This is a genomic window from Paraburkholderia sp. MM5477-R1 (assembly GCF_050436385.1).
Taxonomy (GTDB): domain Bacteria; phylum Pseudomonadota; class Gammaproteobacteria; order Burkholderiales; family Burkholderiaceae; genus Paraburkholderia; species Paraburkholderia tuberum.
In genome coordinates, this window is sequence record NZ_JBNDMC010000006.1 from 1,601,155 (window position 1) to 1,627,601 (window position 26,447).

Sequence of the window (26,447 nt, forward strand, 5' to 3'; positions counted from 1 at the left end):
GACTGTATGGCGTAGTGCGGCCATTATCCACCCCAAGGGAAAGCAATGGCTAGCACCACTGCTAAGTCAGACTTTTGGCGAAACCGGCAACGTGAAACAAATGCGGGGCATAAGAAATGGGTGACCCAAAATCGACCGACGACTCATCCGCATTCTCAGGGGGTGTATCAGGAGTCAGCACGGCTTCCAGCGGGCCTGCCGGTGCCCACTTCGAAGGTCAGGTGGCGGCGTTCTACCTCCTTGCGATGCTCAGCGGCGCGCCGCCACGGGGTCTGCCCGGCACCACGACTGAGCGCGTCGCGTTGCAGCAAGCCAATGCCGGTTTTCCGCTCGACGATGTCATCATCCATGCACTCGATGCCTCCGGGAGCGCAGCAACGCTCGAAATTCAGGTCAAGCGCACAATTACGTTCGCTGCCAGCGACGCCGTATTCCGGAAGGTCGTTGCGCAAATCGTCGAGACTTCGCGCCGGCCGGCCTTTTGGTCTCAGCGCGTCGAGATGGCCATAGCGACGTGTAGGGGATCACGCAAGATCGATGGCCCTTATCAGGATGTGCTTGCACTCGCGCGGCAGACAGGTGACGGACACACATTCGCTGCGCAGATCAAACTCGCAGGCGCCGCAAACGATGACATGCGCACGCTCGTCAAGACGTTCCAGAGTCATTTGAAGGATGAAGGGGCGCCGTATGATGACGTCACAATCTGGCAGCTTTTGCGCCGCCTTCAAATTCTCACTTTCGACTTTGCGGCACCAGGTTCTGTGTCCGAGGAGCTGGCGCGCGAGCGTGTAGTCCGTACGTTGCACGCAGACGATGCAGCGCGCGCCGATGCTCTATGGGGCAACCTCATCGAATTGGCCATCAACGTGGGCAAGAACGGTGGAGATAGAACCAGGGGTACCCTGCTGGAATCGTTAGTGCCACTCGGGTTCCGATTTGTCGGAGACCGTCGGCATGCAAAGGCCCGCGTCGCCCTTGCGGAAGATGCACGCCTGGCTCTTGCGGACATTGGCAACAAGGTCGGCAAGGTAGTGCTAACAAGGCATGAACGGGTTGCGGCGGTGCACGAGGCGTTTGACCGTGGACACTATGTGGAGATTCGCGGAGACGCAGGCGTCGGCAAGTCAGGTGTTCTACGTCAGATTGCAGAGTCGCTGCAGAATGAGGCGCAGATTATGGTTCTCAGCCCGGGGCGATGTGTCCCGCGAGGCTGGTCCGCGATGCGCGCACAGCTTGACTTTGAGGGCACACTTCGCGATTTGCTGGTCGAACTGGCAAACGATGGGGGCGTTGTTGTTTTCCTGGATAATCTCGATTCCTTCAACGAAGAAGAACGTCGCACGGTCATCGATATCATCCGGGAAGCCGCACGGGTTCCAGGCGTGGCGGTTCTCGCAACCGCAAGACCCGATTTCGGCATCGACGAGCCGAGCTGGCTACCCAGTGATGCTCTGGATCAACTGACGCGGGCTGAGCCGGTGGCAATCGACGAGTTGAGCAAAGCCGAAATCGGGCAACTCACAGCCAGCGAACCAGCGCTTGCTCCGCTCCTCAGTGACAATCACCCCGCGCGACAGGTCACCAGAAACCTGTTCCGGCTCGCGCGGCTCGCAAGTCGGCCTTTGACGGAACCGCTGCCTCGTACCGAGATCGACATGGCCGAGCAGTGGTGGAGCACCGCAGATGGCAAGCGAGACAGTGGTTGGCGTGACCGTTCGCGGCTACTCCATGACATGGCCCGGCAGGCTTTATCACACCGCGATGCTCTTGATGTCCGTTCGTTAGCCGCTTCGCCAATCGATGCATTGGTCGATAGTGGTACCCTGCGCAATCTCGGAGCCGACCAGGTAGCCTTCCGTCACGACGTGCTATGCGAATGGGCGATTGCAAATGCACTCCAGGCGGATATTTCGCTAATCGACACATTGAACCTCGAGCGGCCTGCATCAGCGACGCTCGCACGGGGAGTCGAACTCGCTGCCAGAATGGCGATTGAGCGGGACACGGATGGCACTGCGTGGCATGCTCTTCTTGAACGCTTGAGTCGTGGATCCGCCCACAAATCATGGCGGCGCGCAGTGCTCCTCGCGCTCGTGCGTTCAGAAGCCGCCGGCGCGATACTGCTGCGGGCTCAAACAGTGTTGCTTGGCGATCACGCCCGGCTACTTCGTGAGCTTGTCCGAACGGTCCTGGCCGTCGAAGTCGTTCCAGCGTCAAAAGTGTTTGCTGCCGCTGGTATCGATCCTGCTCTCATCCCGGCCGGCCTCAACGTACCGCACGGGCGCGTGTGGGTTAATCTGGTCCTATGGCTTCTGAGCGTGGGCAATGCGATTCCCGGCGAAGCTATCCCCGAGGTTGTGGACCTGTACACAGGCTTCTCTGCCGGTACACTTGGTGCGACGGCTATTACGCCGCTAATCACGCGACAGCTCTATGTCTGGCTCAGGCAGATGGAGCCGCTGAACACTCCGACCAACCCAGATGCTGGCTCCATATCCGGTGGGCAATTTGAACCATGGCAGGCGCAGTCCCTGCCGGACGATTTGCGCATGGGATTCGTCATGTTCGCACGGACAACGCCGGAACTCGCGGCCGAATACCTGCAGGCGGTGGCGCAGACCGAACATAACGAAAGGCTTGTGCGAAGCATCCTGAAGATCCATGGCTCTCTGGCGCAAGCCGCGCCAACCGATTTGGCCAAACTGACCGCGCAGGCGTTGATCAGCAAACAGCGACGCCGTGATCGTTACTCGGGTCGCGAACGCGAAGAGCCGTTTACGTTTCTCGACCACGAATTTTTGCCCGCTTCCCCTGCGCAAGGCCCGTTTCTCGAACTGCTGGTGAACTCACCGCAAGACGGTCTTATGCTCGTCCGCAATCTGGTGAGCCACGCAGTGGCGCATGGAAGCAGGGGCCGTGACGCAGGTACAGACGTGATCAACATTGCGCTTCCCGATGGTCTACGAACCTTTCCGTGGACACAGAGCTACCTGTGGTCGCGGAACGGCCGCTCCAATTGCGTGACCTCAGCGCTGATGGCGCTCGAAGCCTGGGCGCATCTTCGCCTTGACGCTGGCGAGCCTTTCGAGTCCGTCCTTACAGACGTGCTGGGCCCCCCGGGGTCGTGTGCCGCCTACCTGCTTGTCGCAACGGATCTCATAATTTCGCACTGGCCGAAATCCGCCGGGGTAGCCGCAGCGTTTCTCTCATGCCCGGAGTTGTTGTGCCTTGATAACACGCGACTGGTGCATGACCAGATCGGGACGTCGGATTTTCTTGCCATGGGCGGGCCTGGCGCCGAGCCGCGCGGCAGGGCAAGTGCGGCCGAACTCCAGCAGAAGGTCTCGAGGCGCAACAGTCTCGACAGTCTGATCGGGAATTACGCTCTGACGGTCATACCCGATCAATTGACCAAACTGACGTTGCTATTGCGGGGGGCGGCGCAGCGGCTTGGACCCGCTGGCCCTCAAGCCAACCTCGGTGATCCGGAGTTCATGGTTCTGCATGCGCTGAACCTTGCCGATCCATCTAACTGGCACGAAGGCGAGGTGACGCTAGCAGATGGCTCCACGGTGAGAGGACGCCAGTATGTATCACCGGACGCAGAGCAGCGCCACCTGGCGGTGTTGAGAGGTGCTGCGGAGGAGGAGTCCTCGGACTTCGCCATGCAGACCGCGATCAGCATGGCAATCGACAATCCCTCGCGCCTCTCGCTGGAGCAGCGATTGACTGCGGTCGCTTGGGCGAGCCGTGTGGTTCCGAAGGCATCAGAGCAAACGGGAGACGATAGCGAAGATGCCTCGCATCGTGCGCGACAGGAGGCGGTACTTGTTGCAGCCATGATGGTCATGCGCGACGGGGACGACAGTTTGCGGGCCGAGTATGGCGCGTGGGCACGCGATCAGCTCGAACAGGCGTTCAAGTCCGGCGATGACGACCCTGTGCTTCAGATCCGGAGCGGCCTTCGTTTCAATCCGATTGCCATAGCCTACGTCGGATTGATACATGCGCTGCGGCACAGCAATTCGCCGGATCATGTCCGTGCGTTGCTGGAGGTCGCTGCCTGCCCGCGTCATGCCGCCGCTCACGGGTTGGGCGCGGCGGTGACGGTACTGGAGTCGGTTGACGAAAGATTGTTGCGCGCACTGCTGCGATGCGCGCTCCATTCATGCGTTGTGCCCGACCGCCGCTGGGACCTGTCTGACGAAGAAATTGCTGCGCTTGCTGCGCGACGCAACGCAGCAGCCAAGAGCACCGTTGACGCGGAAATGAAGTGGCTGGCCGGAGTTGAATCTGAACCGGCCTGGCCTACCTTTCCGCCCGAACGGGTGCGTCCGAGGTACGGAATTCGATTGCGCGATGAACATCTTGAAGAAGATGACGATGAAGCGGTACCTGATAGGGATGAAATTTCGCACGAAGAGCACGTGAATCATCAGGCAGCTGCGCTCTGGCTACGGCAGGTGCGCGGGATCGGCAATGCCAATTCACATCGGTGGCTGCGCGATATCGCCAGGGCCTATATGCCATGGACGATTCAAGCTAATGGCGGCGAGCTGGATGGCGGCGAAGAAGCAGAGAATGAACCTTCGGATTGGAACAATGTGTTCTTCGACCTGGTCGCGCGATGTGTAGTCGGATTGACGTTCGCCGAGGCGGATGATCTGATCGTCAAGCCGATTACAGGTCTGCCAGACAGAAATTTTTTCGACGTTCTTGCAGACTTCCTGCGCAGCCTTGACGCAGTTTATTTCGGTGGCGACGATTTGCAGGAGTCTGTCGCTGTAGGTGTCCGGTCGGCGCTTGCAGATCGGATGATGGCAAGTAGTGGATGGAGGCGCCTGAGCGGAAAGATGGATGCTTCCATTGAGATCCATATCGGACCGGCAATTGCCACGTTATTCTGTAACGATCACCACTTCGTTCAGAGCACAAAATGCTATCTCCATGAGAAGGGTATCGATCGCGTCGCTTCATATTTCCCGGTACTTGATCTGCTAGTTCAGTCTGCGCCCTCGCCGTTTGTTGCGCTTGTACTGCTGAATCTGCTGGGAGTTTCGCCGCGAACGGACCAACTCGGGTTACTTGTTCGCGCGGCCAAAGTTTGGCTTGGTGCATATCCTGATTCCCGGTCGTTCTGGAACGATCATGGTTTCGGCAAACGATGGTGCCAGATTGCAGAGCGGATCTATGCCGTGGACGCCCAGTCTTTCGCGGGCAATGCTGCAGTTCATGCTGATATTGAGAGCATCGTGGCAGAGATGATTAGCCTTGGCGTGCCGGAGGCGAGTCGGCTGGAAGTGTTGCTGAGTGGCGGACAGCGGTAGATTCGTTCCGCAGTGGTCCGATGTGGGCACTCATCGCTTTCAGGGCGAGTCGGAAATGGGTGGCCTTACATCCTCCTCTCTTTAGCTGCGCAGGCTTCCTGATTCCTGACGCCGCGAAGCCGGATGCGTACCTTGGTGTATTAAAACAGAGTGGAGAGCACGTGATGTTCACTGAAGAACACAAACACGCGGTGGAGTTTCATCACGATGAACTGGGCAGCTTAGGCGAGGGGAAGTTGTCGTTTGGAGGTGGTCGGCAAGTAAGCGGTCAATTGCCGCTTACGAGTCCGATTCCTCATTCGGATACCGCGTATTCACTTGGCGTGGTGCACGCAATAGCGGACAACGGGAAAACATATACCCTTCACGGGTGCAAAGCGTACGGCCTTACGATCTATGCCGACTACCTAATAGCCGGGAAGGTCTCTGATCCCCAGTTCCAGAGCGTGAGCATCCGCTACTGCGACATATCCGAATGGTTTCTGCAGTGGCGCCGCATCAAGGGAAACGTCGGCGAAGAGCTGACTTGGACCGATTTGCCACAGCAAATATCTGTGATGTTCATGGAGGGTCGGCGGGAATTCAACCTGACCACAGAATACGAGGGCGATGTTACATCAAGTGGTGAAGATCACGTGATTCACGAACACATCGAGTTCGCGCTCACGCAGACAGGTGGCGCCCTCACGCTGGATGATGCGCGGAACAAGGCAATGGAAATTGCCTGCCTGCTTTCAATCTTGATTGCCCACCCGGTGTCGATCGTGAACATGCACGTAGAGATTGCTGACACGAAGCGATTCCATCGGCTGTATTTCCCCACGTTCCAGCCGGTCCCCCGAGATACGTCAGACAGCGAATTCGTGCACAGCTGCTTTACGCAGAAGCATTTACTCGATGGGCATTGGCAGGTAATCATTCAAAATTACTATCGTTCTCCACATCGCGCGATACGGTGGACCCGCCTGGCCGGGATGCAGTGATACGATGGTTTCTGGGAGTACAAGGTACTCGGCTATATCAGCCTGCTCGACAGCTATGTTAGCCATCACGCGGGTCGGGGCGGCGGGTCACTGACACCGCCCAGTCAGGAGAAAATGAGCAGGATTCGGGACGAGCTTGGCCGTTTGAGTTCCAGGCTCGATCAAGTGGCGCGCGACAAGATACTTGATGTGATTAGCCGGACATTTTCGTTTAGCAGGGAGCCGCGGTTTCCCGAGAAGTACCAGGCAGCAATTGCTGCTACAGACGGGGATATCGTGAAGATAGTCAATATTCGGGAGCGAGACTTCCGGTTGATCAAGAGAGTTCGCGACAAGGGTGCTCACGGAGAAGATATTCGGCTCGAAGATGGTGACCTTGACCAGATAGGCACGCTCGTCAGCCGCATCGAGCTGTTGTTGACTTACTGGGCGTATCTCGATTTCGGTCTGTCGAAAGCTGAGTTCCTTGAGGGGCTGAGTAACCCCAGGTGCCTTCTTCGCCGGTACGCGCAGATCGACGAGAAACACCTCGCACGGGTAGCCAGGACAGCAGAATTCTTCGAGGTGCCGTCAGCGACATTTCGCGCACTATCGTCACGGAAGGGCTTGGGTGCTTTCGCCTGCTTTCTGGAGGGCCCGGGTCGCCAGATCGCATTTGCAGACCACTTCTGGCAAAAGCAAAAGGACTGGCACAACGCGCGCCACACAGGCATGTTTACGGCGGAACAAATCTTTGGTGTGAAAGCCACGGCGGTTCGGCATGTGCCCCATCTGTTCATCGAGTGTGGGGACTACAGCCTTGAGTTTCACGGTGTGCACATCTTTGACAGCTCTCGTCTTGAACCATCGTAAGTGGGGCGCCTGTCCGTGATCGTTGGACCATGAAGTTGTAGCATTCGACACAAAATGACGCACTCTAACCGCAGTGTCGGGTTCTCAATACGCGTGCGTGCCTCGTTGGCTGGCTGCCCAACCCCGACGACGCTGTGAAAGCGATGCCAAAGAGTCAATGGCGGGCTACAGAGGACATTCGCGTTTATATCCGCGTTGTGGCCGAGCGATAAGGTACGGGATATGGCTGGATCATTGTCGCAAGCGCATTTTTCGCCCGATCCGGTGCCGGGCGATGGGTTGACGCAGGAAAAGATCGACTCGGATCGTCTGGCGGTGAAGCGATTGTACGGCCAGGTTTTTGACGTCGTGGAGAGCCTTAAAGGTAAGTTCCAGGTGATCATCACTGATCACCCGGACTTTAGCGACGATGCACGATTCCAGGCGGCCTTGCGTGAACGGTGGTGAGACGGCCTGAAGCTGGTGCCCGACGACTGGCCTACAGCCTAAACGGTTGCGTTGGTCTCGTTGGCGGTTTCGTTGGACCACGCGATGTACTCCAACAACGTCGATGAAGCAGTCCACATCGTTGCACCCTAAGGCCGATTCTGACGGTATCAGGTGACGGTATCGACGTCTTGGGGCATTTTGCCGTTCGCGATACCGTCATTCACGATAGCGGCAGGGGTTTTGTTGGTGCAGTTTGGCTCGACACATGGTTCATTGGTCAATGCCTGGACGCCGACGGACCGTCTTGGACACATGGGCCGCGCCGAGAGAATTTTTCGGCGCGTATACGGCTTCCATACTGTAAGCCGCTAGAGGAAGGCGTACAACGGTACGCTTTACGGTATCATGTTCGCATGGATCGTCCCAACCGCCCGCTGGCATTGGCTTCAACGGACGGATTTAGGATCGAGTGGGTGTTGGATCTTGATCGAACGCGCTCCTCAGTCACCACTTGTCCGGTCACGCACGGGCAAGTCCAGCACCTTCAATTCCTCTGTTGCCTAAATGCGACACTAATTTCCAAGAAGTTGCTAGAGCGCTGCGTAGGTTTTGGCGTAGGTTTCTGCGCGGAGGCTCGTCAGGAAAGGCCTCTTCATTACTTCGACGTGAATACCTCAAAGCGACGTGAGTGCGAAAAGTCATGCAGGAGGCCATTACGTTAAGCATCGCACCTTCGTTTCACGCTCTCGCGGCAGCGATCGGCACAACATTCGTAATCCCTCGCTCGCAACGTATGAGAAAGTCGGACCACAATTCGAGCGCGACGCGCAATTCAGGAACCTCTTCCCGCACATCGTAGATCCCTTCAATGCCCCTGCGTTTATGGTTCAGGGCCAGTTCGCTAATCTCGTTCGACACCCCGAGGTTGCGCATATGGCCTTTCGCTGTGCTGCGAGTGTCGTGCGGCGTGAAGTAGCGGGTGTTGAACGCCTTGTCCTCTTGAAGCGCCGACAAAACATCCCACAGGGTGGTCACGCCCATATGACTCCCGTCGCGCGTGTACATCCCCGGCAGCAGGTACTCCGAATCCCCGGACATGTCCATCAGCTCCTGAATCCATTCCGTTACGGCCGGACTGAGGGGGACGAGCATTCCGTGGCGTGTCTTGACGTTCTCAGGCACGACCCACCATGTCCCGTTATCGAGATCGAAGTGCTCCTTTCGTGACTTGACGAACTCGGCGGTCCGGACGCAAGTCCCGAACAAGCAGCGAAGGATCAGACCGTATTTCCGACCGGCGGTATCCACTTTCGACAGGATCTCGTGCAACTCCCCGGGTGTAAGCATGACCCGTTTTCTCGGGGCAGGCTTGGCCCCCTTGATCGCGTCAAGCGAGATGCCAGCACAGGGGTTCGCATTGATGAGACGTCGGCCGACCGCGTGATAAAACAGGCGCGACGCGGAGCACAGGATCTGTTCTGCCATCGACCAGCTCCTGACTCGTTCGACCATGAGCACGATATCCGCAGCAGTGACGGTGGACACGGACAGAGGGCCAAGCGTGGGTCGGATCACGTTCTTGAAGTGCCGCTTGCGAGCACCGGCACTCCCCTTGGCCAGTGAGGGCATGATCTTTTCGTTGTAGTCGTCGATCAGGAGGGTGACGGTCCAGTCCGCCGCGGCCCGCGCCTTCTTGATGCGTTTTTCGCGAGCAGGGTCGCCGCCGCCATCGATTCCGACCCGGTGCTGCCGGGCCAGCTTGCGCGCCGCGGCGAGGGACATGTCCGGGTAGTTGCCAAGCGTCATCTCGCGCCGGGTAGTGCCGCCGAGACGGTAGCGGAGAATCCAGCTCGCAGTGCCGGCCTTGGAAAGCGTAAAGGTCAGGCCGTCACCGTCCGACCTGGCAACCGGCTCGCCTTTCGCGACCCAGGCGCGAAGCTGGATGTCGTCCAGAACGTGAACCTGTTTGGGCATAGGGTAGCTCCTGTGGAGGGACATGCCCATTGTAGCTACCCACCCGTGCTTTAGGCTACCCGATTAGCTACCCGGATCACGCTTGATGCTATCGGTCATGTCTGAACCTATGTAGACACCAAGTTACTGATTTTATTTTGTAAATTCTAGAGAGTAGACTGCTCTTTACATTACTGAACACCATTCTACATCAGTGCCGTTGATTTCGATCGACGTCAGATGCCGGCTCGCATATTCGAGTTCGCGGCTTTGCGTCAGGTCTTCCGGATAAAACGGCCCGCGCCACGGCGCATAGGTCCAGCCGCCGATGCCGATGCGAATGCGTGCGGCGGACGTGGATCCGGACGACGTTTCGGTTGATTTTTTCGTTGGCGCTTTCTTTGCGGCTTTCGGTTTGTCGCCGCGTTCTTCGCCAGACTTCTCGCTTCGCTTGTTGCTTTCCTTCGCGCTTGTCGCTGCGGGCACTTGGGCTCTCCTTCGGGCTGCGGCGGGAAAGCTCGTAGATTAGCCGCTTTTCTCGCGGCGCGCGGCGCTTGCCGGGCCGGGGGCCTCGGCCTTGTCTTCGCCGGCCGCGACGCTGGCTTCGTCGAAACGACGGCTCGCTGCAGCCACTTCCACGCGAAAGCGCTGCAACGCGCCGAGCGCGAGGTCGGGCGGCGTCAGCGCGACCCACAGCACGTCGATCAGCTGATCGGCGGTGGCGTCGATATCGATCTGCCGGTTCGTCAGCGTCGCGTCCCACAGCACATGCTCCATCGGGCCGAACACCATCGAGCGCAACAGGCGCAGCGGCATGTCGGAGCGAATCTCGCCGCTTTGCTGGCCTTGCGCGAGCACGCGCATCAACGGCGCGGTGTAGCGGCGCTGCAGTTCGGTCAGCGCTTCGCTCAGTTCGTGATGCCGCGCGCGCCCTTCGGACAGCACCAGCGCGCACAGATCGGTGCCATTCACGAGCATCAGCCGCAGATGCATGCGCACGATGAACGCGAACTGCTGGCGCACGTTGCCGTCGCGCGGCAGGCCCGCTTCGATCGCGTCGATGATCTCGTCGTACCAATCGCCGATGACACGAGCGCACAACTCGCGCTTGCCGCGAAAGTAGCTGAACACCGTCGCCTCGGAAACGCCCAGGCGCTGCGCGATTTCCGCAGTCGTCGCGCGTTCGTAGCCCTTTTCGGAGAACACGTCGCGCCCCGCCTGAAGAATCTCCTTCACGCGCTGCTGCGACTTGCGTCCGGCCGGCTGGCGACGCGAGACAGGTAATCCGGCCTTCTCGGCAACCGTCATATGAGTAAAATTCAGATTTTTGGTGTGGATTGGGGCTCGAGCTGGCGTTTGAACGCTGCGTCTATGCCCGATGGACGCGATCGTAGCACCGAATCGGCCAGCTAATGCGGGTTTGTAAATTTCTGAGTAACACTCAGAAATACCTATTGACGCATACGTCAATCTGGCGTGAAATGCGCGTTGACATGCTTTCGCGTGCCGCTTCGCGCTCCACCAGCGGCCGCCCACGAACTCAGGAGACACCGCAATGCCCAATCTGCCCGGTTTGCAGTTCCCGCTCGGCGAAGAGATCGAAATGCTGCGCGACAGCATTGCGTCGTTCGCCGCCAAAGAAATCGCGCCGCGCGCCGGGGAAATCGATCGTACCGATCAGTTCCCGATGGACCTGTGGCGCAAGTTCGGCGACCTCGGCGTGCTCGGCATGACGGTTTCCGAAGAGTACGGCGGCGCGAACATGGGCTATACCGCGCACATGGTCGCGATGGAGGAAATTTCGCGTGCGTCGGCATCGGTTGGCCTGTCGTACGGCGCGCATTCGAACCTGTGCGTGAACCAGATTCATCGCAACGGCACCGACGCGCAGAAGCGCAAGTATCTGCCGAAGCTCGTGTCGGGCGAGCACGTCGGCGCGCTCGCGATGAGCGAGCCGAACGCGGGCTCGGACGTGGTCAGCATGAAGCTGCGCGCCCAGAAGAAGGGCGATCGTTACGTGCTGAACGGCACCAAGATGTGGATCACCAACGGCCCCGACTGCGACACCCTGGTCGTCTATGCAAAGACCGATCCCGAAGCGAATTCGCGCGGCATTACCGCGTTCATCGTCGAGAAGGGCATGAAGGGTTTCTCGGTCGCGCAGAAGCTCGACAAGCTCGGCATGCGCGGCTCGCACACCGGCGAACTGGTGTTCCAGGACGTCGAAGTGCCGGAGGAAAACATCCTTGGGGCATTGAACGGCGGCGTCAAAGTGCTGATGAGCGGTCTCGACTACGAACGCGCGGTGCTCGCGGGCGGCCCGACCGGCATCATGGTCGCGGTGATGGACGCGGTCGTGCCGTATATCCACGACCGCAAGCAGTTCGGCCAGTCGATCGGCGAATTCCAGCTGATCCAGGGCAAAGTCGCCGATCTGTACACGACGCTGCAGGCATGCCGCGCGTATCTGTACGCGGTGGGCCGCCAACTCGACACGCTCGGCAACGACCATGTGCGCCAGCTCCGCAAGGACTGCGCGGGCGTGATTCTGTACACGGCCGAAAAGGCGACCTGGATGGCTGGCGAGGCGATCCAGATTCTCGGCGGCAATGGCTATATCAACGAGTATCCGGTCGGTCGTCTGTGGCGCGATGCGAAGCTCTATGAAATTGGCGCGGGCACGAGCGAAATTCGTCGCATGCTGATCGGCCGGGAGCTGTTTGCCGAAACGCTGTGATGCAAGCGCGCGTGAGCCCCCTCAATACGCCGCACTTTGGAGAAGCGACGTCATGCCGATCATCGAATCGAAACTGAACCCACGCTCGGACGACTTTCGCGCGAACGCGGCGGCGCTCGAAGCGCTCGTCGCCGATCTGCGCGCGAAGATCGAGCAACTCGCGCAGGGCGGCGGCCAGGCCGCGCGCGACAAGCACACGAGCCGCGGCAAGCTGCTGCCGCGCGAGCGGATCGCGCAACTGCTCGATCCGGGCACGCCGTTTCTCGAACTGTCGCAACTCGCCGCGTACGGCATGTATAACGACGACGCGCCGGGCGCCGGCGTGATCACCGGCATCGGCCGCATCGCGGGACAGGAGTGCGTGATCGTCTGCAACGACGCGACCGTGAAGGGCGGCACCTACTATCCGGTCACCGTGAAGAAGCACGTGCGCGCGCAGGAAATCGCCAGCGAAAACCGCTTGCCGTGCGTGTACCTCGTCGACTCGGGTGGCGCGAATCTGCCGAATCAGGACGACGTATTTCCCGATCGCGATCACTTCGGCCGCATCTTCTACAACCAGGCGAATCTGTCGGCCGCGGGTATTCCGCAGATCGCGGTCGTGATGGGCTCGTGCACCGCGGGCGGCGCGTATGTGCCGGCGATGAGCGACGAGTCGATCATCGTCAAGAACCAGGGGACGATTTTTCTCGGCGGCCCACCGCTCGTCAAAGCCGCGACCGGCGAAGTGGTCAGCGCCGAAGATCTCGGCGGCGGCGACGTGCATACGCGTCTGTCGGGCGTCGTCGATCATCTTGCGCAGAACGATGCGCATGCGCTCGGGATCGCGCGCAGCATCGTCGGCCATCTGAACCGCGTGAAGCCGGCGCCGCTCGTATTGCAGGAGCCGAAGCCGCCGCGCTACGACACCCAGAGCATCTACGGCGTGATTCCGGTCGACACGCGCAAGCCGTTCGATATCCGCGAAGTGATCGCGCGTATCGTCGACGATTCCGCGTTCGACGAATTCAAGGCGCGCTACGGCACCACGCTCGTCTGCGGCTTCGCGCATATCTGGGGGCATCCGGTCGGTATCGTCGCGAACAACGGCATTCTGTTTTCCGAGTCGGCGCTGAAGGGTACGCACTTCATCGAGCTGTGCTGCCAGCGCAAGATTCCGCTCGTGTTCCTGCAGAACATCACCGGCTTCATGGTCGGCCGCAAGTACGAAAACGAAGGCATCGCGAGGAACGGCGCGAAGATGGTCACCGCAGTGGCGACCGCGAAGGTGCCGAAGTTCACGGTGATCATCGGCGGCTCGTTCGGCGCGGGCAACTACGGCATGTGCGGCCGCGCGTATTCGCCGCGCTTCCTGTGGATGTGGCCGAACGCGCGCATCTCGGTGATGGGCGGCGAGCAGGCCGCGTCGGTGCTCGCCACCGTCAAGCGCGACGGCATCGAAGCGAAGGGCGGCAACTGGAGCGCGGAGGAAGAAGAGGCGTTCAAGCAGCCGATCCGCGAGCAATACGAGCGTCAGGGCCATCCGTACTACGCGAGCGCGCGGTTGTGGGACGACGGCGTGATCGACCCCGCGCAAACTCGCGACGTGCTTGGGCTGGGTTTGTCGGCGGCGATGAACGCGCCGATCGAAGACACGCGTTTCGGCGTGTTCAGAATGTGATGGCCCGCGTCACCGCGATGCGACCGCGTAAGGCAAAGGAGTGTTACGCATGCAATACGAAACGCTGAAGGTCGAGCTTGCCGGCCAGATCGCGACGGTCACGCTCAATCGTCCGGACGTGCGCAACGCGTTCAACGAAACGATGATCGCCGAGCTGACCGCCGCATTCACCGCGCTCGACACGCGCGACGACGTGCGCGCGGTCGTGCTCGCCGCGAACGGCAAGGCGTTCTGCGCGGGCGCCGATCTGAACTGGATGAAGAAAATGGCCGGCTACTCGGACGACGAGAACCGCGCCGATGCGATGCGGCTCGCCGGCATGCTGTCGGCGGTATATCGCTGCAACAAGCCGGTGATCGCGCGCGTGAGCGGCGACGCATACGCGGGCGGCATGGGCCTGATTGCCGCGTGCGACATCGTCGTCGCGGTCGAAAGCGCACACTTCTGCCTGTCCGAAGCGCGGCTCGGGCTGATTCCCGCGACGATCGCGCCATACGTGATTCGTGCGCTCGGCGAGCAGGCGTCGCGGCGCTACTTCCTCACCGCCGAGGCGTTCGACTGCGCGAGCGCGTTGCGGCTGGGTTTGGTCAGCGAAGCGGTGAGCGCCGAGCAGCTCGATGCGATGGTCGCGCAGCTCGCGCAGACGCTGTGCGCGAACGGCCCGCAAGCGGTGCGCGCCTGCAAGCGGCTCGTGCAGGACATCGCGGGCCGCGAGTTGAGCGACGCGCTGATCGAGGACACCGCCGTGCGGATTGCGAAAACGCGGGCCGGCGCAGAGGGCCGCGAAGGCGTGGCGTCGTTCCTCGAAAAGCGCACGCCGGGCTGGCGCAACTGACATGCTTCGCTAACAACCATCGCCCCGTACCGCCCATTTCATCGAGACACTCATGTTCAACAAGATCCTGATCGCCAACCGGGGTGAAATTGCGTGCCGCGTCGCGGCGACCTGCAAGCGGCTCGGCATCGCGAGCGTGGCCGTCTATTCGGACGCCGACGCCAACGCGAAACACGTCGCCGCCTGCGACGAAGCGGTGCATATCGGCGGTTCGACGGCGGCGCAAAGCTATCTGCGCATCGAGCGGATCATCGAAGCCGCGCGCGCGACCGGCGCGCAGGCCGTGCATCCGGGCTACGGCTTTCTTTCGGAAAACGAAGACTTCGCGCATGCGTGCGAGACGGCCGGCATCGTCTTTATCGGACCGCCGGTCGGAGCGATTGCCGCGATGGGCTCGAAGGCCGCCGCGAAAGCGCTGATGCACGCGGCCGCGGTGCCGCTCGTGCCCGGCTATCACGGCGACGACCAGGAGCCGCAGCTGTTGCAGCGCGAGGCGGACACGATCGGCTATCCGGTGCTGCTGAAGGCGAGCGCAGGCGGCGGCGGCAAGGGCATGCGCGTGGTCGAGCGCAGCGCGGACTTCGCGGCCGCGCTGCTGTCGTGCAAGCGCGAGGCGGCGAGCAGCTTCGGCAACGATCGCGTGCTGATCGAGAAGTATCTGACCCGGCCGCGTCACGTCGAGGTCCAGGTGTTCGCCGATCGGCACGGCGGCGCCGTTTATCTGTTCGACCGCGACTGTTCGGTGCAGCGGCGTCATCAGAAAGTGCTCGAGGAAGCGCCCGCGCCGGGGCTGTCGGCCGAGGTCAAGCGCGCGATGGGCGAAGCGGCCGTGGCCGCCGCGCGCGCGGTCAACTACGTTGGCGCGGGTACGGTCGAGTTCATCATGACGCCGACCGGCGAGTTCTATTTCATGGAGATGAACACGCGGCTGCAGGTCGAGCATCCCGTCACCGAGATGGTGACGGGGCAGGACCTCGTCGAATGGCAGTTGCGCGTTGCCGCGGGCGAGAGTTTGCCGCTCACCCAGCAGCAGTTGAAGCTCGACGGCCACGCGATCGAGGCGCGCATCTACGCAGAGCATCCGGCGCGCGGCTTCCTGCCGTCCACCGGCACGCTCAAGCATCTGCGCATGCCCGAAGGCGTCGAGTTCGCGATCGACGCGGCCGGGCTCGGCGAGCCGGGCCGCAAGGCGCCGGTGCGTATCGACAGCGGCGTGCGCGAGGGTGACACGATCACGCCGTTCTACGATCCGATGATCGCCAAGCTGATCGTGCACGGCGCGACGCGCGAGGAGGCATTGGCGCGCCTCGCGCGTGCGCTGCATGCCTGCGAGGTGGTCGGGCCGCATACGAACGTCGAGTTTCTGCGGCGCATCGTCGTGAGCGAGCCGTTCGCGAGCGGCGAGCTCGACACCGGTTTGATCGAGCGTCATCACGACGTGCTGTTCGCGCCGGCACAGAAGCCGTTCAAGGAAGCGCTCGCGCTCGCGTGCGCCGCGTTGTTGACGCGCGAGGGCGGCACCGCGCACGGCGCGTCGCCGTGGGACGCGCTGTCGCACTGGCGGCTCAATAGCGGCTACACGCAAACGCTCGGCTGGCGCGTGATCGACGACGGCGCCAACGACGACAGCCCCGACGCGTTCACGGTCGTTTTCGCGCGCAACGGGGACACGCAAGCGCTCGTGCAAACACTCGAACACGACGGCGTGCGCGAGGACTTCACATGGTCGGTCGGCGCGGGCGCCCATGAATTCCGCGCGACGATCGGCGATGCGCGCGTGACGGGGCGTGTATTCGTCGACGGCGACAGGTTCCACGTGTTCTGCCATGGCGAGACGCTCGCATTCGAATGGCAGAACCTGCTCGCGCATGCCGCGGATGCCGAGCACGGCGAAGGCCGTCTGACCGCGCCGATGCCGGGCAAAGTGATTGCGGTGCTGGTCGAACCAGGCGCGGTGGTCGAGAAGGGCGCGCCGCTGATCGTGATGGAAGCGATGAAGATGGAGCATACGATCGGCGCCCCGGCGGCGGGCACGGTCGCCGAGGTGCTGTATGCGGTCGGCGATCAGGTCACCGACGGCGCGCAACTGCTGGTGCTGGAGGTGCAGCAGGCGGGTGAATAAGCGCGTCGAGTGGCAGAAGAGCGAGTAGGTGAATCAAGCGAGCCGCGCGTAGCCCGCGGCGCACGCTTCGCTTTCCAGCTCGCCGATGCGCGCGTAGTCGGTCAGCGGCAACGTCGAAAAGCCCCTTAAACGCAGGCGTTTTGCGCGCTCGGGGCGGACGCTCAGCGCCTCGTTCAACGCGTCGCGCAACGCGGCGATCGTGGCCGGCGGCACATTGGCCGCGGCGATCAGCGGCAAGCCCGGCGAGGCGGCGGTCATGCCGACCGCGCGCACGCGCCCCGCGAGTTCCGGCAGCACGTCGCAAACGAAGGCGAAGGTCACGCAGTCGATCGCGGTGACGTCCGCGCGATTGTCCGCGACCGCGCGCAGCGAGCCGACATGCGAGCCCGTGCGCAGCACCGCGCCGAAGAACATGCCGGCGCGCGCTAGCGGTGCGACCGCGTGACGAAATGCGTTCATGCCGCTGTTCGAATCGTCCTGGTTGTAGGCGGCGCGTGCGCCGCGGCACGAGGCGAGTGAGTCGAAGCGCGCGTCGGCGCGCGTGACCAGTACGCTCGAGTAATGCGCTCCGTCGCAGCCGGGCGCATCGAAACAGGGTGTCGCGACCAATTGCACCTGCGCGTGCAGCCCCTGCATCAGCGGATAACCGCAGGTCTGGGAAATCAGCAGATTCGGGCGCCGCCAGAAGCCGTGCAGTTCCTCGTCCGGCTCGACGATGCGGCACGCGGGCTTGACCCGGCGCAGCACGTCGTCGAGCCACTCGCGCCATTCGAGGTCGAGCGCGGGTGTCACGTTGTACATCGGCAGGGCGGCGATCCAGCTCATGAAGGCGTTTCTCGCGCCTAATGTCTGACCAATTTGAATTCATCGAGACCGAGCCGCACCGGCTCGCTCGGCGTGAACTGCCATCGCTGCGCGGCTACGGAGAGGATCTCGTCCTGCGCATCCTCGAACGCGACCAACAGGTCCTGCTTGCGACGGCTCACGGCGCCACAGAACTCGACCAGCGCGTCGGCGCTAACTTCAAAAATCTGCGCACGATCGTCGCAGCACACGCGGAACGCGACCGTCGCGCATTCCGTCACACAGGGCCGGAACCCTTCATCGACATAGACCGACATGGCGAACTCCTTCGGACGCCTGAATCGACAGGATGACAAACCGCGCCTGCCAGGTATGTGGGAGAACCGGCATTGACGGCCAAATGCCCGGCGCCGCGGCAGGCGCGACGGTCCGGAAACTGGCGGAAAGTAAGCCAGAAACTGGCGGCGGACTCGTTGAAGTCCGAGCCAGGGCCGCGGCGTGAACCGTGGCCGGAGGGAGGCGGCGGCGGTTCGACTCGCCATCGGTCTCGCCTGCTGGTGGGCCGCCCCGGGTCAGAATCGCGGCGGCACTGCTCAGAAAACGCTTAAATCGGGCGCTCCAATCCAATCTCGAAATCGACGCGAGAGCCGCTCGCGCCGGTCTCGGACTGTGTTTGGATTTTCTCACCAACCTCGCGGTGCAGATCGGCGTAGGTATCCACTTTACGATTAGCGCGCGTTTTGTGCAGGCGATGAGTCCGGCGGGGCTGGCCGGGTTGCGTGGGCGGCCGGGATATTGAGCCGACGGATCAGCGGGCCCAATGTCGTCGCCTGAATCAGCAGGCTGAATACCACGACGAGATACGTGACGCCGATGAACATTTCGCGTCCGTGAAACTCCGGCAGCGACAGCGCGAGCGCAATCGAGATGCCGCCGCGCAGTCCGCCCCACGTCAGCACGACAGCCGAATGCGGACTGAGCCGCCGGAAGTTCTGCAGCGCGAGCAGCGGAATCGCGACGCTGACGCCGCGCGCGAACAGCACGACCGGAATCGCCGCGAGCCCGAGCCAAACGATCTCGACGCGCAGCGACAGCGCAATGATTTCGAGTCCGATCAGCCCGAACAGCACGAGATTGAGCAACTCGTCGAGCAGGTCCCAGAAGTTGAACAGATGCTCGCGCGTCTTCTCCGACATCGACGTCGACGCGCCGTGATTGCCGATCACGAGCCCCATGATCACGACCGCGAGAGGCGCTGACACGTGCAGCGCTTCGGCGAGACTATAGCCGCCGGTCGCGAGCGCGAGTGTGATCAGGATTTCGACTGGATAGCTGTCGATACCTCGCAGCAGCAGCGACGCGCCGAAGCCGAGCGCCGCGCCGAGCACGAGCGCTCCGGCGACTTCGCGCAGCAGATCGAATGCGATCGCGCCCGCGGAAAACTCGTTCGCGCCGGTCGCGAGTCCGACTAGCGTGACGAATGCGACGACGGCCGTGCCGTCGTTGAACAGCGATTCGCCGGTAATCTTGGTTTCGAGGCTTTCGGGCGCCGCCGCGCGCTTGAGCACGCTGAGTACCGCGATCGGATCGGTCGGCGAGATCAGCGCGCCGAACACGAGACACCACAGCAGGCTCACCGGCTGGCCGAGCCATTGCGCCGCGTAGTAAAAGCCGAAGCCGACCACCGCGATCGAAATCAATACGCCGATCGTCGCGAGCATCAGCACCGCGCGCCGCTGCGTGCGCATCTTCGACAGATCGACGTGCAGCGCGCCGGCGAACAGCAGCAGACTTAGCAGGCCGTGAAACACGATGTCGGCAAAATCGATCTGCACGACGATCTTGCGCGCGGCGATCGCCATCGCCGGATAGTAGAACCCGAGCGCAGAAATGCCGACGCAGACGACGAGCCCGACCGCGGTGATGCCGAGCGTGTCGGGCAACCTGATGAATCGATAATTGAGGACGCCGAACAGCGCGACGATGGCGAACAGCGCACCGGCAATCTGGAAGACGCTCATCGTGCACGCTCCCCCCGCTTCGCGGCGGCGCGAACGCGTGATCACGGTGGCACCGAGGTAACTCGCGCGACAAGGCATAAAACAGGCAGGCAGAGAATGCCGACACAATTGCGATATTGAACCAGCGAGATGTTTCACCAGCTATTCCTTATTCAGGCTCATTCAATCCGATAAGCGATCTGCGGTCTGTAATGACACGATCTTTGCCGCTGGCGATCGAGCGACGTACCGGGACGGACGCTTTATTCAAACGCAGCGGACGATGCGGCCAGACGCAGCGTGCTTTTTATTGGACCATGAGCGGATGACGGCGAACCGGGCGGAGCCAGGCTCGCCAGAGGGCGCCACGATGGGCAATGGCAGTGTTCGGACTACTGAAGCGCCGGAGGAGTTCCGGTCTTTATTTTGGGATATAGCTTTTTATTTCGAGATGGTTCGCGGGGCTTGATTCGTCGAGGCTATTCAATCGAATCTGAATAAACGGTATGAATCTGTAATCCGAATTTGCCGGTCCGACGACTTCACATTGCATGGAGCCTTGTAATTTATTGTTCCAAAATCTGTAAGGCATATATCTAATCTCACAGTAAAACTGTTTTGCTCGTCATTGAGCATCGTTGACGCCAGAATTGGCAGGTCGAGAGCAGGGAAAGCCCTAACCGGGAATTGCCCGGGATATGACAATTGTTGACAAATGCGAGTCGAGAATGATGCAGCATCGATACATAGCGAAATGCTGTTATGTAGCAATGGGTGAAGACGGAGAAGAGCATGGAGCAAACCTATCGTTATCGGGGATTCGACATCGTGGTCAACGCGTTGCGCGCGACCGATATGTCCACCCGTGTCGGCAGTGCCACGGCGCGGCGCGCGTACGTGGCGAGCGTCACGTTGAAGACGCGGCTGATCGGCGACGAGTGGTCGACCGCTTTCCGGGTAGCTTCGGTGCCCGGTCGTTCGTCGACCGATCTGCGGGAAGTGCTGGCGGCTGGATTCGCGGCCGCCACTCGGGTCGTCGACGACGTGGTGAGCGTGATGGGCGATGGGTTCGCGCGCAAGGCGGCCTGAGTTCCACACGGGGCGCTCGGCGCCGTGGTGCCACGCGGCAGCGTGATCGCGCACAGGGGTGCCCAAGCGGTCCCGGCATTTCAAAGCGCTCGCGATCGTTGACCGTCGACTACGGTTGTCGGTCGTGGCGAGCGTCGAAATAACCACGCGTATCCCCGCGGTGCGTGTGGGTCCCAGGCAGGGCGTGCTCGTCTCCTCAGCGTCCTGTTGTTTTAATCCCGCCCCCCTGTGCGGGATTTTTTTTGTCAGTCGACATTGCGGGCGCTCGGTAATGCACTGCCACATCCGCACGAAAAGAGCATGTTTAGCTCGCGATTTATGTCGGCTGTGTCAAATGCGGGTGAAAAAGCAAGCGGAACAAATGATGCTTATTCTAAAATTCTTTCTGTTTGCCGTTATTGTCTCCGTCGTGGGGACGACTCAGACCGATAGTCCCGATCCTCACGAACGGCCCGCGCGCATGAATGCGGCGGACGGCACACTGGCCACGTGATCGCTTGCTAACGGGGCAGCAAGGAAAAAAGCCTCGAACACGAGGCGTGATCGAGGCTGCCGAAGGACAGACTCAATGCCTGTCTGGGAAGGTCGATCGGACCCGTGATCGACCTTGCCTACTATAGCCAGTTATCCGCCGAGCAACTGTGAACAAATGTCGCGGTCGAATCGACCGGCGAATTCGCGAATAAATCTGAATCGTAGCGTCGGATTCGACTAGCACGCGCGCACAGGCTTTCCGGCGGGCGAGATCGCCGGAGTCGAATTCGATGCTGATCTGGATTCTCTGGTCAATGCCGCGGCGCCGACCGTGCGCACGACGTTCATGGGTCTTTACGGCGTCGACGCGGCGATGCCGTCGAGGCCTTTCTCGATCAGTTCAATCATCGTTTCGTCACGCTGCTGTATCGGGCGTGGAAGAAGTACCGCTATCCGGAAAGCTTTCGCGCGGGCGGCAGCGATGCGCATTCGCGCAATCTGCTGTGCCTCGCCGCCTTTGGCTGGGGCGACAAGCCGCAACGCGCCGGCTTGTCCGATTCGCGGATGCTCGCGCTGCTCGGTCTGCTGATCCAGCGAACGCGCACACCTGAAGGGCTCGCGGGTGCGTCGGCAAGCCTGTCGCAGCCGATGCGGGCCGACACGAACTATGTGGCGGTCGTCGCGTTCTATCGCAATCCGGGTAGCGGGGATGGTTGGAAGTATGTGATAGGGAAGAAGAAGCTCGATGCGGACAAGCCGTTGAAGATCTCGTTGATGGATCAGTTTCTAGTGCCGGCGGGCAGTGCGGCCCACGATTAAGTGGGCCGCCGACTCAATCCGTGCGACCGAGATAGCCCGGTAGCCCCAATGCAGAGTCGCTCCTGGCCAGCTTCAAGGCTTCCTTGAGCAAGGCTGTGAACTTCTCGTCGCTATCGGGCCGCGGCAACGTCGCGCGAAAGAAGTCGGCCCAGCGAAATTCTTCCAGCGGGACACTGGTTTTTTCATAGCCGCCGGCATCGCGGACCGCTGCCGCGAGGCTTCGGTATTCATCGTCCTTCATTTCCCACACGTGCTCCGCCAATTCGGCAAACGGCCGGCGCACGCCTTGCGCGTCATACGGAAAGGTCCATCGTTGGTTTTCCATGCTGAGCCAGAACGATGCCCACGTGTACGACGAAAGATCCCGCACCAGCACGACCGGAACCGCGCGCACGCCCACCTGCCACAGCGCCGCCGCCACATGGTGATGATCGATCGCGAACGGTATGCCGTTGGGTCCGCAGACGACCGGTATCGGCTTTTCGGCGATCGCCATCTTTAGGTCATGGTTGCTCAGGGACCGGTATTGGCGGGCTTTTTCGCGGACCTCGCGCGCGCCGTGGGTCATTTGTGTGGGACGGAGCTCTTCGATTTGCCGCGTGTCCATGTCAGTCTCCTTGTCTCGATGCGTTGACGCGGCTCCCGCAAATTTCATGCCCCAGGGCGAGGCGTCGCCCACTTTCCGCCAGACGTCTACGGCGCATCGTCCACACACAGCACCGGGTCGCTGACCAGACAATCCGCATCAGACGCGGCAGGTCCGCCGCCGCGCGTTTTCAACGACGTCTGCTGCGCGGCGATGCGCAATCCCTTGGGCAGCAGCACCCACATGCGCAGCCGCTCTTTGGTGTGGCTCGCCTGGGTCTGCGCGGTTTGACCGAAGCCGTAGAAGTAGTCGGCTCTGACGGCGCCCTGAATCGCACCGCCCGAATCCTGCGCGAGCATCAGGCGGTTGATCGCGCCGGGTGCCTGAGGGTCGTCACGCGTGGACACGAATACCGGCGCGCCGAGCGGCGTGGTGCGCGGATCGACGGCCACCGAGCGGCCCGCCGACAGCGGCACGCCCAACGCGCCCAGCGGACCGTTCGGCGAATCGGGGATCACACGAAAAAACACATAGCTCGGATCCGAAACCGCATACACGGGATGAGGTTTCGGCGTGGTCGTCGCCAGGGTGAAACCGCGTAGCAACGGCGACGTGGGTTCGCCATCGTCACCGTCGGCGAGCGCCGCGTTGACTTCGTTGCTCGTAGCGGGCGCGCCGTCGTCGCTGATGTCGACCTCGATCTCCATGCCGCGCACGACGAGCTTGCGCGCGCCGGCCGTCGCGTTGCCGCTGTGCGTGAGCGACGGCAGGAACGGCCGGCCGTTCTGTTCCGCATAGGCGAAGCGGCGAATCGAGCCGTCGCTCATGCGGACCTTGCCCGCGCCTTGCAGCTGCATCGAGTACAACATCACGGGGTCGTCGACATAGGCGAGGATCGGCGCCTTCAGTGCGCCGCGCTCGATCTCGGCGCGGGTGTAGTACGGTACGATGCGCCCGCCATCGAGCCGCAGGCGAATCTTCTTGTCGCGGATATCCGGCACGCTATCGCGCAGGTCCAGCGCGTAGACGCCTTTGAGGTCGCCACTCGTCGTATCGCTGAGCGGGATCACGTTACGTCCATCGATGCGAGCCGCGCTCACGTCACCTCGCGCGCGGTCCGGCAGGCGCCGCGCGTCGAGGTAGAGCATGTCGGCCGGCGTGCCATAGACCGGATAAAGGTAGGCGCCGCCGTACTGCTGGCTGCCATTGAGCAGCGGCTCGTAGTAGCCGGTCATCGTACCGTCGAGCGAGCGGTCGGGATTGCGGATCTGGTACGCGTTGAAATATGTTTCGAAGAATCGCCGGATCGCCGCGACGTCGCCAACGTCCACCGCTCGCGCGGCATTGCACGGTTCCGACCAGCCGCTGCGCGCGCCGAGCACGGTGCAGCTGCGGCGAAACGCTTCCCATGACGCGGTGACGTCGTCCGTGTCCCACCCGGGCAGGTCGGCGAAGGCGATCGGCTCGTAGTAAGCGTGGCGCGTGGCGAAGCCGCCGCTCAACGCAGTCTTGGGACGCGGGTTATTCGAGCCGGTGGACGTGCCCGAGACCGTCGCGTGTGTCGTTACGGGAGCCGGCGTCGGCCCAGGCATCGTCGGCGGCGCGGGTGGCGATGCTTGCGCCGTCGGCGTCGCCTGCTCGACCGGCGATGTCGCGGTATGGCTCGTGTCCCCCAGGATGACGCTGGTCGCGGGCGTGTTGCTCGCGCAAGCCGCGAGCGTGGCTGTCAGCGCAAGCAGGAGAAGCTGAGCCCTTTGCATGCGGCCTCCTTGCGGACCATCGCGAACGTCGCGCGCGCTAGCCTGTCGGCTTGACGGCATCGATGGTGAACGTGGCGGCGCCGAACGCGCCGGCGCAATCCGCCGTGCCTGCCGGGCAACGCGGCTTGCCCGCGAACGGCGAGTAGCGCGGGCCGCGACGCGCGGCCGCTTGCTGCTGGGCATCAGCGGGGAATGACTGGAACGGCGCCGCGGACTTCAATCCACCGTCGGAAAAATCGCGCGGCGTCGTCGATACCAGCGTCAGAAAGTGGTTGGGACCAGGCGGGTTGCCCGCCAGCATCGGCCAGCTGGCGCGCGGCAACGACAGCGTCTGACCGGCGGCGATCCGGTTGTTGCGATCGAGTCCGTTCGGAAACAGCATCAGGTACTGACCGTCCGGATCGACCATGAACACATACACGTAGCCCGCGCGGTTGCTGTCGAGTTTGAACTGCAGATAATCCTTGCCGATCGTGGCGGACGTGCTGCGCGGTGTGGCGGTGACCTGAATCGATGGATCGGCCAGCGTCACGATTCGCTCGAGTTCGCTCGCGGGGGTGAAGGGCGCGAGGTTGTCGGCCTGCGCGGGTGGTGTGGCGGGCGCGGCAACCGTGGCGGGCGAGGCAGGAGCAACCGGGGCAACCGGGGCAACAGCAGCAACGGCTGCCGGGCTTTGAGCGGCATTTCCAGGCGTCGGCGCAGCCGTGTCGCGCGCATCCGTGCTTGCCGTGACAGCCGGGCTCGCGGCCGGTGGCGAACGCATGGCTAACCACGTACCGACCGCCGCGAGCGCCACGACGCAAACGGCACCGGCTGCGATCAAGCCCGTGCGTTTCTTTTGACTACCGCCAGCCGCAGGAATGGCCGCTGTGCCTGGCTCATTGCGCTTCGCCTCGACTGTCGCGGCCGTCGTTGTTCCCGGCGCATTGGTACCCGCTGTCTCGACGGAAGCGCGAGTCGTGGGTTCGATCGCCGCATCGGCGTCATCACGCGTATCGATGGCAATGCCCAGTTCGTTCGCCAGCGCCTGAACGCTTTGCGGGCGCTGTTCGGGGCGGACCGCGAGCGCATGGTCGATCGCGCGCAGGAACCGCTCGCTATAGCGGCCGGCCGCCGCCGTGGCGAGCGGCACATACGTGTCGCTCATCAGTCTGCCGACCGAGGGCGGCGGTGTCTTGCCCTGAATCGCGAAATAGATGACCGCGGCGAGTGCGTACACATCGGTCCACGGCCCCTGTTTCAAGGCGGCCACTTCGGCATATTGCTCGACGGGCGCATAGCCGGGCTTCAGGATCACCGTCAAGGCCTGGGTCATGTCGCCGATCACGCGCCGCGCCGCGCCGAAGTCCAGCAGCACGGGGCGGCCGCTGCCCTTGAGCAGCATGATGTTGTCCGGCGCAATGTCGCGGTGATAGCACTGCGCCGCATGCAATACCGCCAGCGCTTCGAGCAGCGGCGCGAGCAGGGCGCGCAGCCATGCTTCATCGGGTGGGGCGCTCATGCGGCGCAAGCCGTCGCGCAGCGTCACGCCCTCGTAGTACGGCATCACCATGTACGCGGTGCCGTTGGCCTCCCAGAACCGGTACACCTTGACGAGCGAATGATGATCGAAGCGGGCGAGCAGCCGAGCCTCGTTGATGAAGCTTTTCAGGCCGGCGCGAAAGGTGTCTTCATGACGTTCCGAGCGGACCGACACTTCGGCCGCGCCGACGCGCGAGGCCAGCGCAGCGGGAATGTATTCCTTCAGCGCGACGTGACGTCCTAGCTGGGTGTCGTAGGCGAGATAGACGATACCGAAGCCGCCTTCGCCAATCAGATCGACGATCTCGAACTCGCCGAGCCGTGTGCCGGCGGGCAGCGCATGTTGCGCGTTCGAACCCTGCGCGGCGGGGCGCGTGACGACTGTGCGATCGGCGTCCGCCGCTTCGGCGGGGTTCTGCTGGCCGTCCGGTCCGGACGCCCGTTGCACGATCACGGTTTTGTCGTCGGGGCTGCTCATCGGCTTTGGCTCCCT

Annotated in this window: 17 protein-coding genes and 2 pseudogenes; 10 read left to right on the forward strand and 9 right to left on the reverse strand. The window is 62.2% G+C overall.

Going from position 1 to position 26,447, the window contains the following annotated elements; all coding sequences use genetic code 11:
• Positions 1-221: 221 nt before the first annotated feature.
• From OKW35_RS25855 to OKW35_RS25870, 4 genes are all read left to right on the forward strand, one after another.
• Positions 222-5,330, forward strand: coding sequence for an ATP-binding protein (locus OKW35_RS25855; RefSeq protein ID WP_429553536.1), 5,109 nt, complete (start codon positions 222-224; stop codon positions 5,328-5,330).
• 20 nt (positions 5,331-5,350) lie between these two features.
• The gene (locus OKW35_RS25860; RefSeq protein ID WP_429553537.1) at positions 5,351-6,313 is read left to right on the forward strand and encodes a hypothetical protein; all 963 of its coding nucleotides are present in this window, start codon (positions 5,351-5,353) and stop codon (positions 6,311-6,313) included.
• Between the two features lie 114 nt (positions 6,314-6,427).
• Positions 6,428-7,165: a hypothetical protein gene (locus OKW35_RS25865; protein WP_429553538.1), complete on the forward strand. Its 738-nt coding sequence runs from the start codon at positions 6,428-6,430 to the stop codon at positions 7,163-7,165.
• A gap of 222 nt (positions 7,166-7,387) precedes the next feature.
• The gene (locus OKW35_RS25870; RefSeq protein WP_429553539.1) at positions 7,388-7,612 is read left to right on the forward strand and encodes a DUF3732 domain-containing protein; all 225 of its coding nucleotides are present in this window, start codon (positions 7,388-7,390) and stop codon (positions 7,610-7,612) included.
• 720 nt (positions 7,613-8,332) lie between these two features.
• Here OKW35_RS25870 and OKW35_RS25875 read toward each other — a convergent pair.
• From OKW35_RS25875 to OKW35_RS25885, 3 genes and pseudogenes are all read right to left on the reverse strand, one after another.
• Positions 8,333-9,568, reverse strand: coding sequence for a tyrosine-type recombinase/integrase (locus OKW35_RS25875; protein WP_429553540.1), 1,236 nt, complete (start codon positions 9,566-9,568; stop codon positions 8,333-8,335).
• Positions 9,569-9,760: 192 nt separating this feature from the next.
• Positions 9,761-10,033: pseudogene (locus OKW35_RS25880) on the reverse strand (DUF72 domain-containing protein); the annotation flags it as partial.
• A 39-nt stretch (positions 10,034-10,072) separates the two neighbouring features.
• Positions 10,073-10,855 (reverse strand): TetR/AcrR family transcriptional regulator, encoded by a 783-nt coding sequence (locus OKW35_RS25885; RefSeq protein ID WP_184064702.1) that lies wholly within the window; start codon positions 10,853-10,855, stop codon positions 10,073-10,075.
• A 247-nt stretch (positions 10,856-11,102) separates the two neighbouring features.
• On the opposite strand from OKW35_RS25885, the gene OKW35_RS25890 reads away from it, so the two are divergent.
• From OKW35_RS25890 to OKW35_RS25905, 4 genes are read left to right on the forward strand one after another with little or no spacing between them, the layout of a single operon-like run.
• A complete protein-coding gene (locus tag OKW35_RS25890; RefSeq protein WP_184064705.1) occupies positions 11,103-12,284 on the forward strand; it encodes an isovaleryl-CoA dehydrogenase in 1,182 nt (393 codons plus the stop codon).
• A gap of 52 nt (positions 12,285-12,336) precedes the next feature.
• Entirely contained in the window at positions 12,337-13,944 is a 1,608-nt protein-coding gene (locus OKW35_RS25895; protein ID WP_187610722.1) for a carboxyl transferase domain-containing protein, read from the forward strand.
• Positions 13,945-13,993: 49 nt separating this feature from the next.
• A complete protein-coding gene (locus OKW35_RS25900) occupies positions 13,994-14,779 on the forward strand; it encodes an enoyl-CoA hydratase/isomerase family protein (protein WP_429353317.1) in 786 nt (261 codons plus the stop codon).
• A gap of 52 nt (positions 14,780-14,831) precedes the next feature.
• A complete protein-coding gene (locus OKW35_RS25905) occupies positions 14,832-16,901 on the forward strand; it encodes an acetyl/propionyl/methylcrotonyl-CoA carboxylase subunit alpha (RefSeq protein ID WP_429553541.1) in 2,070 nt (689 codons plus the stop codon).
• A gap of 33 nt (positions 16,902-16,934) precedes the next feature.
• Here the strand turns inward: OKW35_RS25905 and OKW35_RS25910 are convergent, their stop codons facing one another.
• From OKW35_RS25910 to OKW35_RS25920, 3 genes are all read right to left on the reverse strand, one after another.
• The gene (locus OKW35_RS25910; RefSeq protein WP_429553542.1) at positions 16,935-17,726 is read right to left on the reverse strand and encodes a phosphate/phosphite/phosphonate ABC transporter substrate-binding protein; all 792 of its coding nucleotides are present in this window, start codon (positions 17,724-17,726) and stop codon (positions 16,935-16,937) included.
• 17 nt (positions 17,727-17,743) lie between these two features.
• Positions 17,744-18,022, reverse strand: a complete 279-nt coding sequence (locus tag OKW35_RS25915; RefSeq protein ID WP_018423012.1) for a DUF1488 family protein — start codon at positions 18,020-18,022, stop codon at positions 17,744-17,746.
• Positions 18,023-18,433: 411 nt separating this feature from the next.
• The gene (locus OKW35_RS25920) at positions 18,434-19,726 is read right to left on the reverse strand and encodes a cation:proton antiporter (protein WP_184064721.1); all 1,293 of its coding nucleotides are present in this window, start codon (positions 19,724-19,726) and stop codon (positions 18,434-18,436) included.
• Positions 19,727-20,497: 771 nt separating this feature from the next.
• Here OKW35_RS25920 and OKW35_RS25925 point away from each other — a divergent pair.
• Both OKW35_RS25925 and OKW35_RS25930 read left to right on the forward strand, forming a co-directional pair.
• Positions 20,498-20,794: a hypothetical protein gene (locus OKW35_RS25925; protein WP_090806660.1), complete on the forward strand. Its 297-nt coding sequence runs from the start codon at positions 20,498-20,500 to the stop codon at positions 20,792-20,794.
• A 721-nt stretch (positions 20,795-21,515) separates the two neighbouring features.
• Positions 21,516-21,901, forward strand: a pseudogene (locus tag OKW35_RS25930) (type VI secretion system baseplate subunit TssG); the annotation flags it as partial.
• A 199-nt stretch (positions 21,902-22,100) separates the two neighbouring features.
• On the opposite strand, the gene OKW35_RS25935 reads toward OKW35_RS25930, so the two are convergent.
• The 3 genes from OKW35_RS25935 to OKW35_RS25945 form a co-directional block, all read right to left on the reverse strand.
• Positions 22,101-22,694 carry a ParB-like protein gene (locus OKW35_RS25935; protein ID WP_429553857.1) on the reverse strand — a complete coding sequence of 198 codons (594 nt, stop codon included), beginning with the start codon at positions 22,692-22,694 and terminating at the stop codon, positions 22,101-22,103.
• An 86-nt stretch (positions 22,695-22,780) separates the two neighbouring features.
• Positions 22,781-24,433: a murein transglycosylase A gene (gene mltA / locus OKW35_RS25940; protein ID WP_429553543.1), complete on the reverse strand. Its 1,653-nt coding sequence runs from the start codon at positions 24,431-24,433 to the stop codon at positions 22,781-22,783.
• A 37-nt stretch (positions 24,434-24,470) separates the two neighbouring features.
• Positions 24,471-26,432, reverse strand: coding sequence for a protein kinase domain-containing protein (locus OKW35_RS25945; RefSeq protein WP_429553544.1), 1,962 nt, complete (start codon positions 26,430-26,432; stop codon positions 24,471-24,473).
• Between the last annotated feature and the right edge of the window lie 15 nt (positions 26,433-26,447).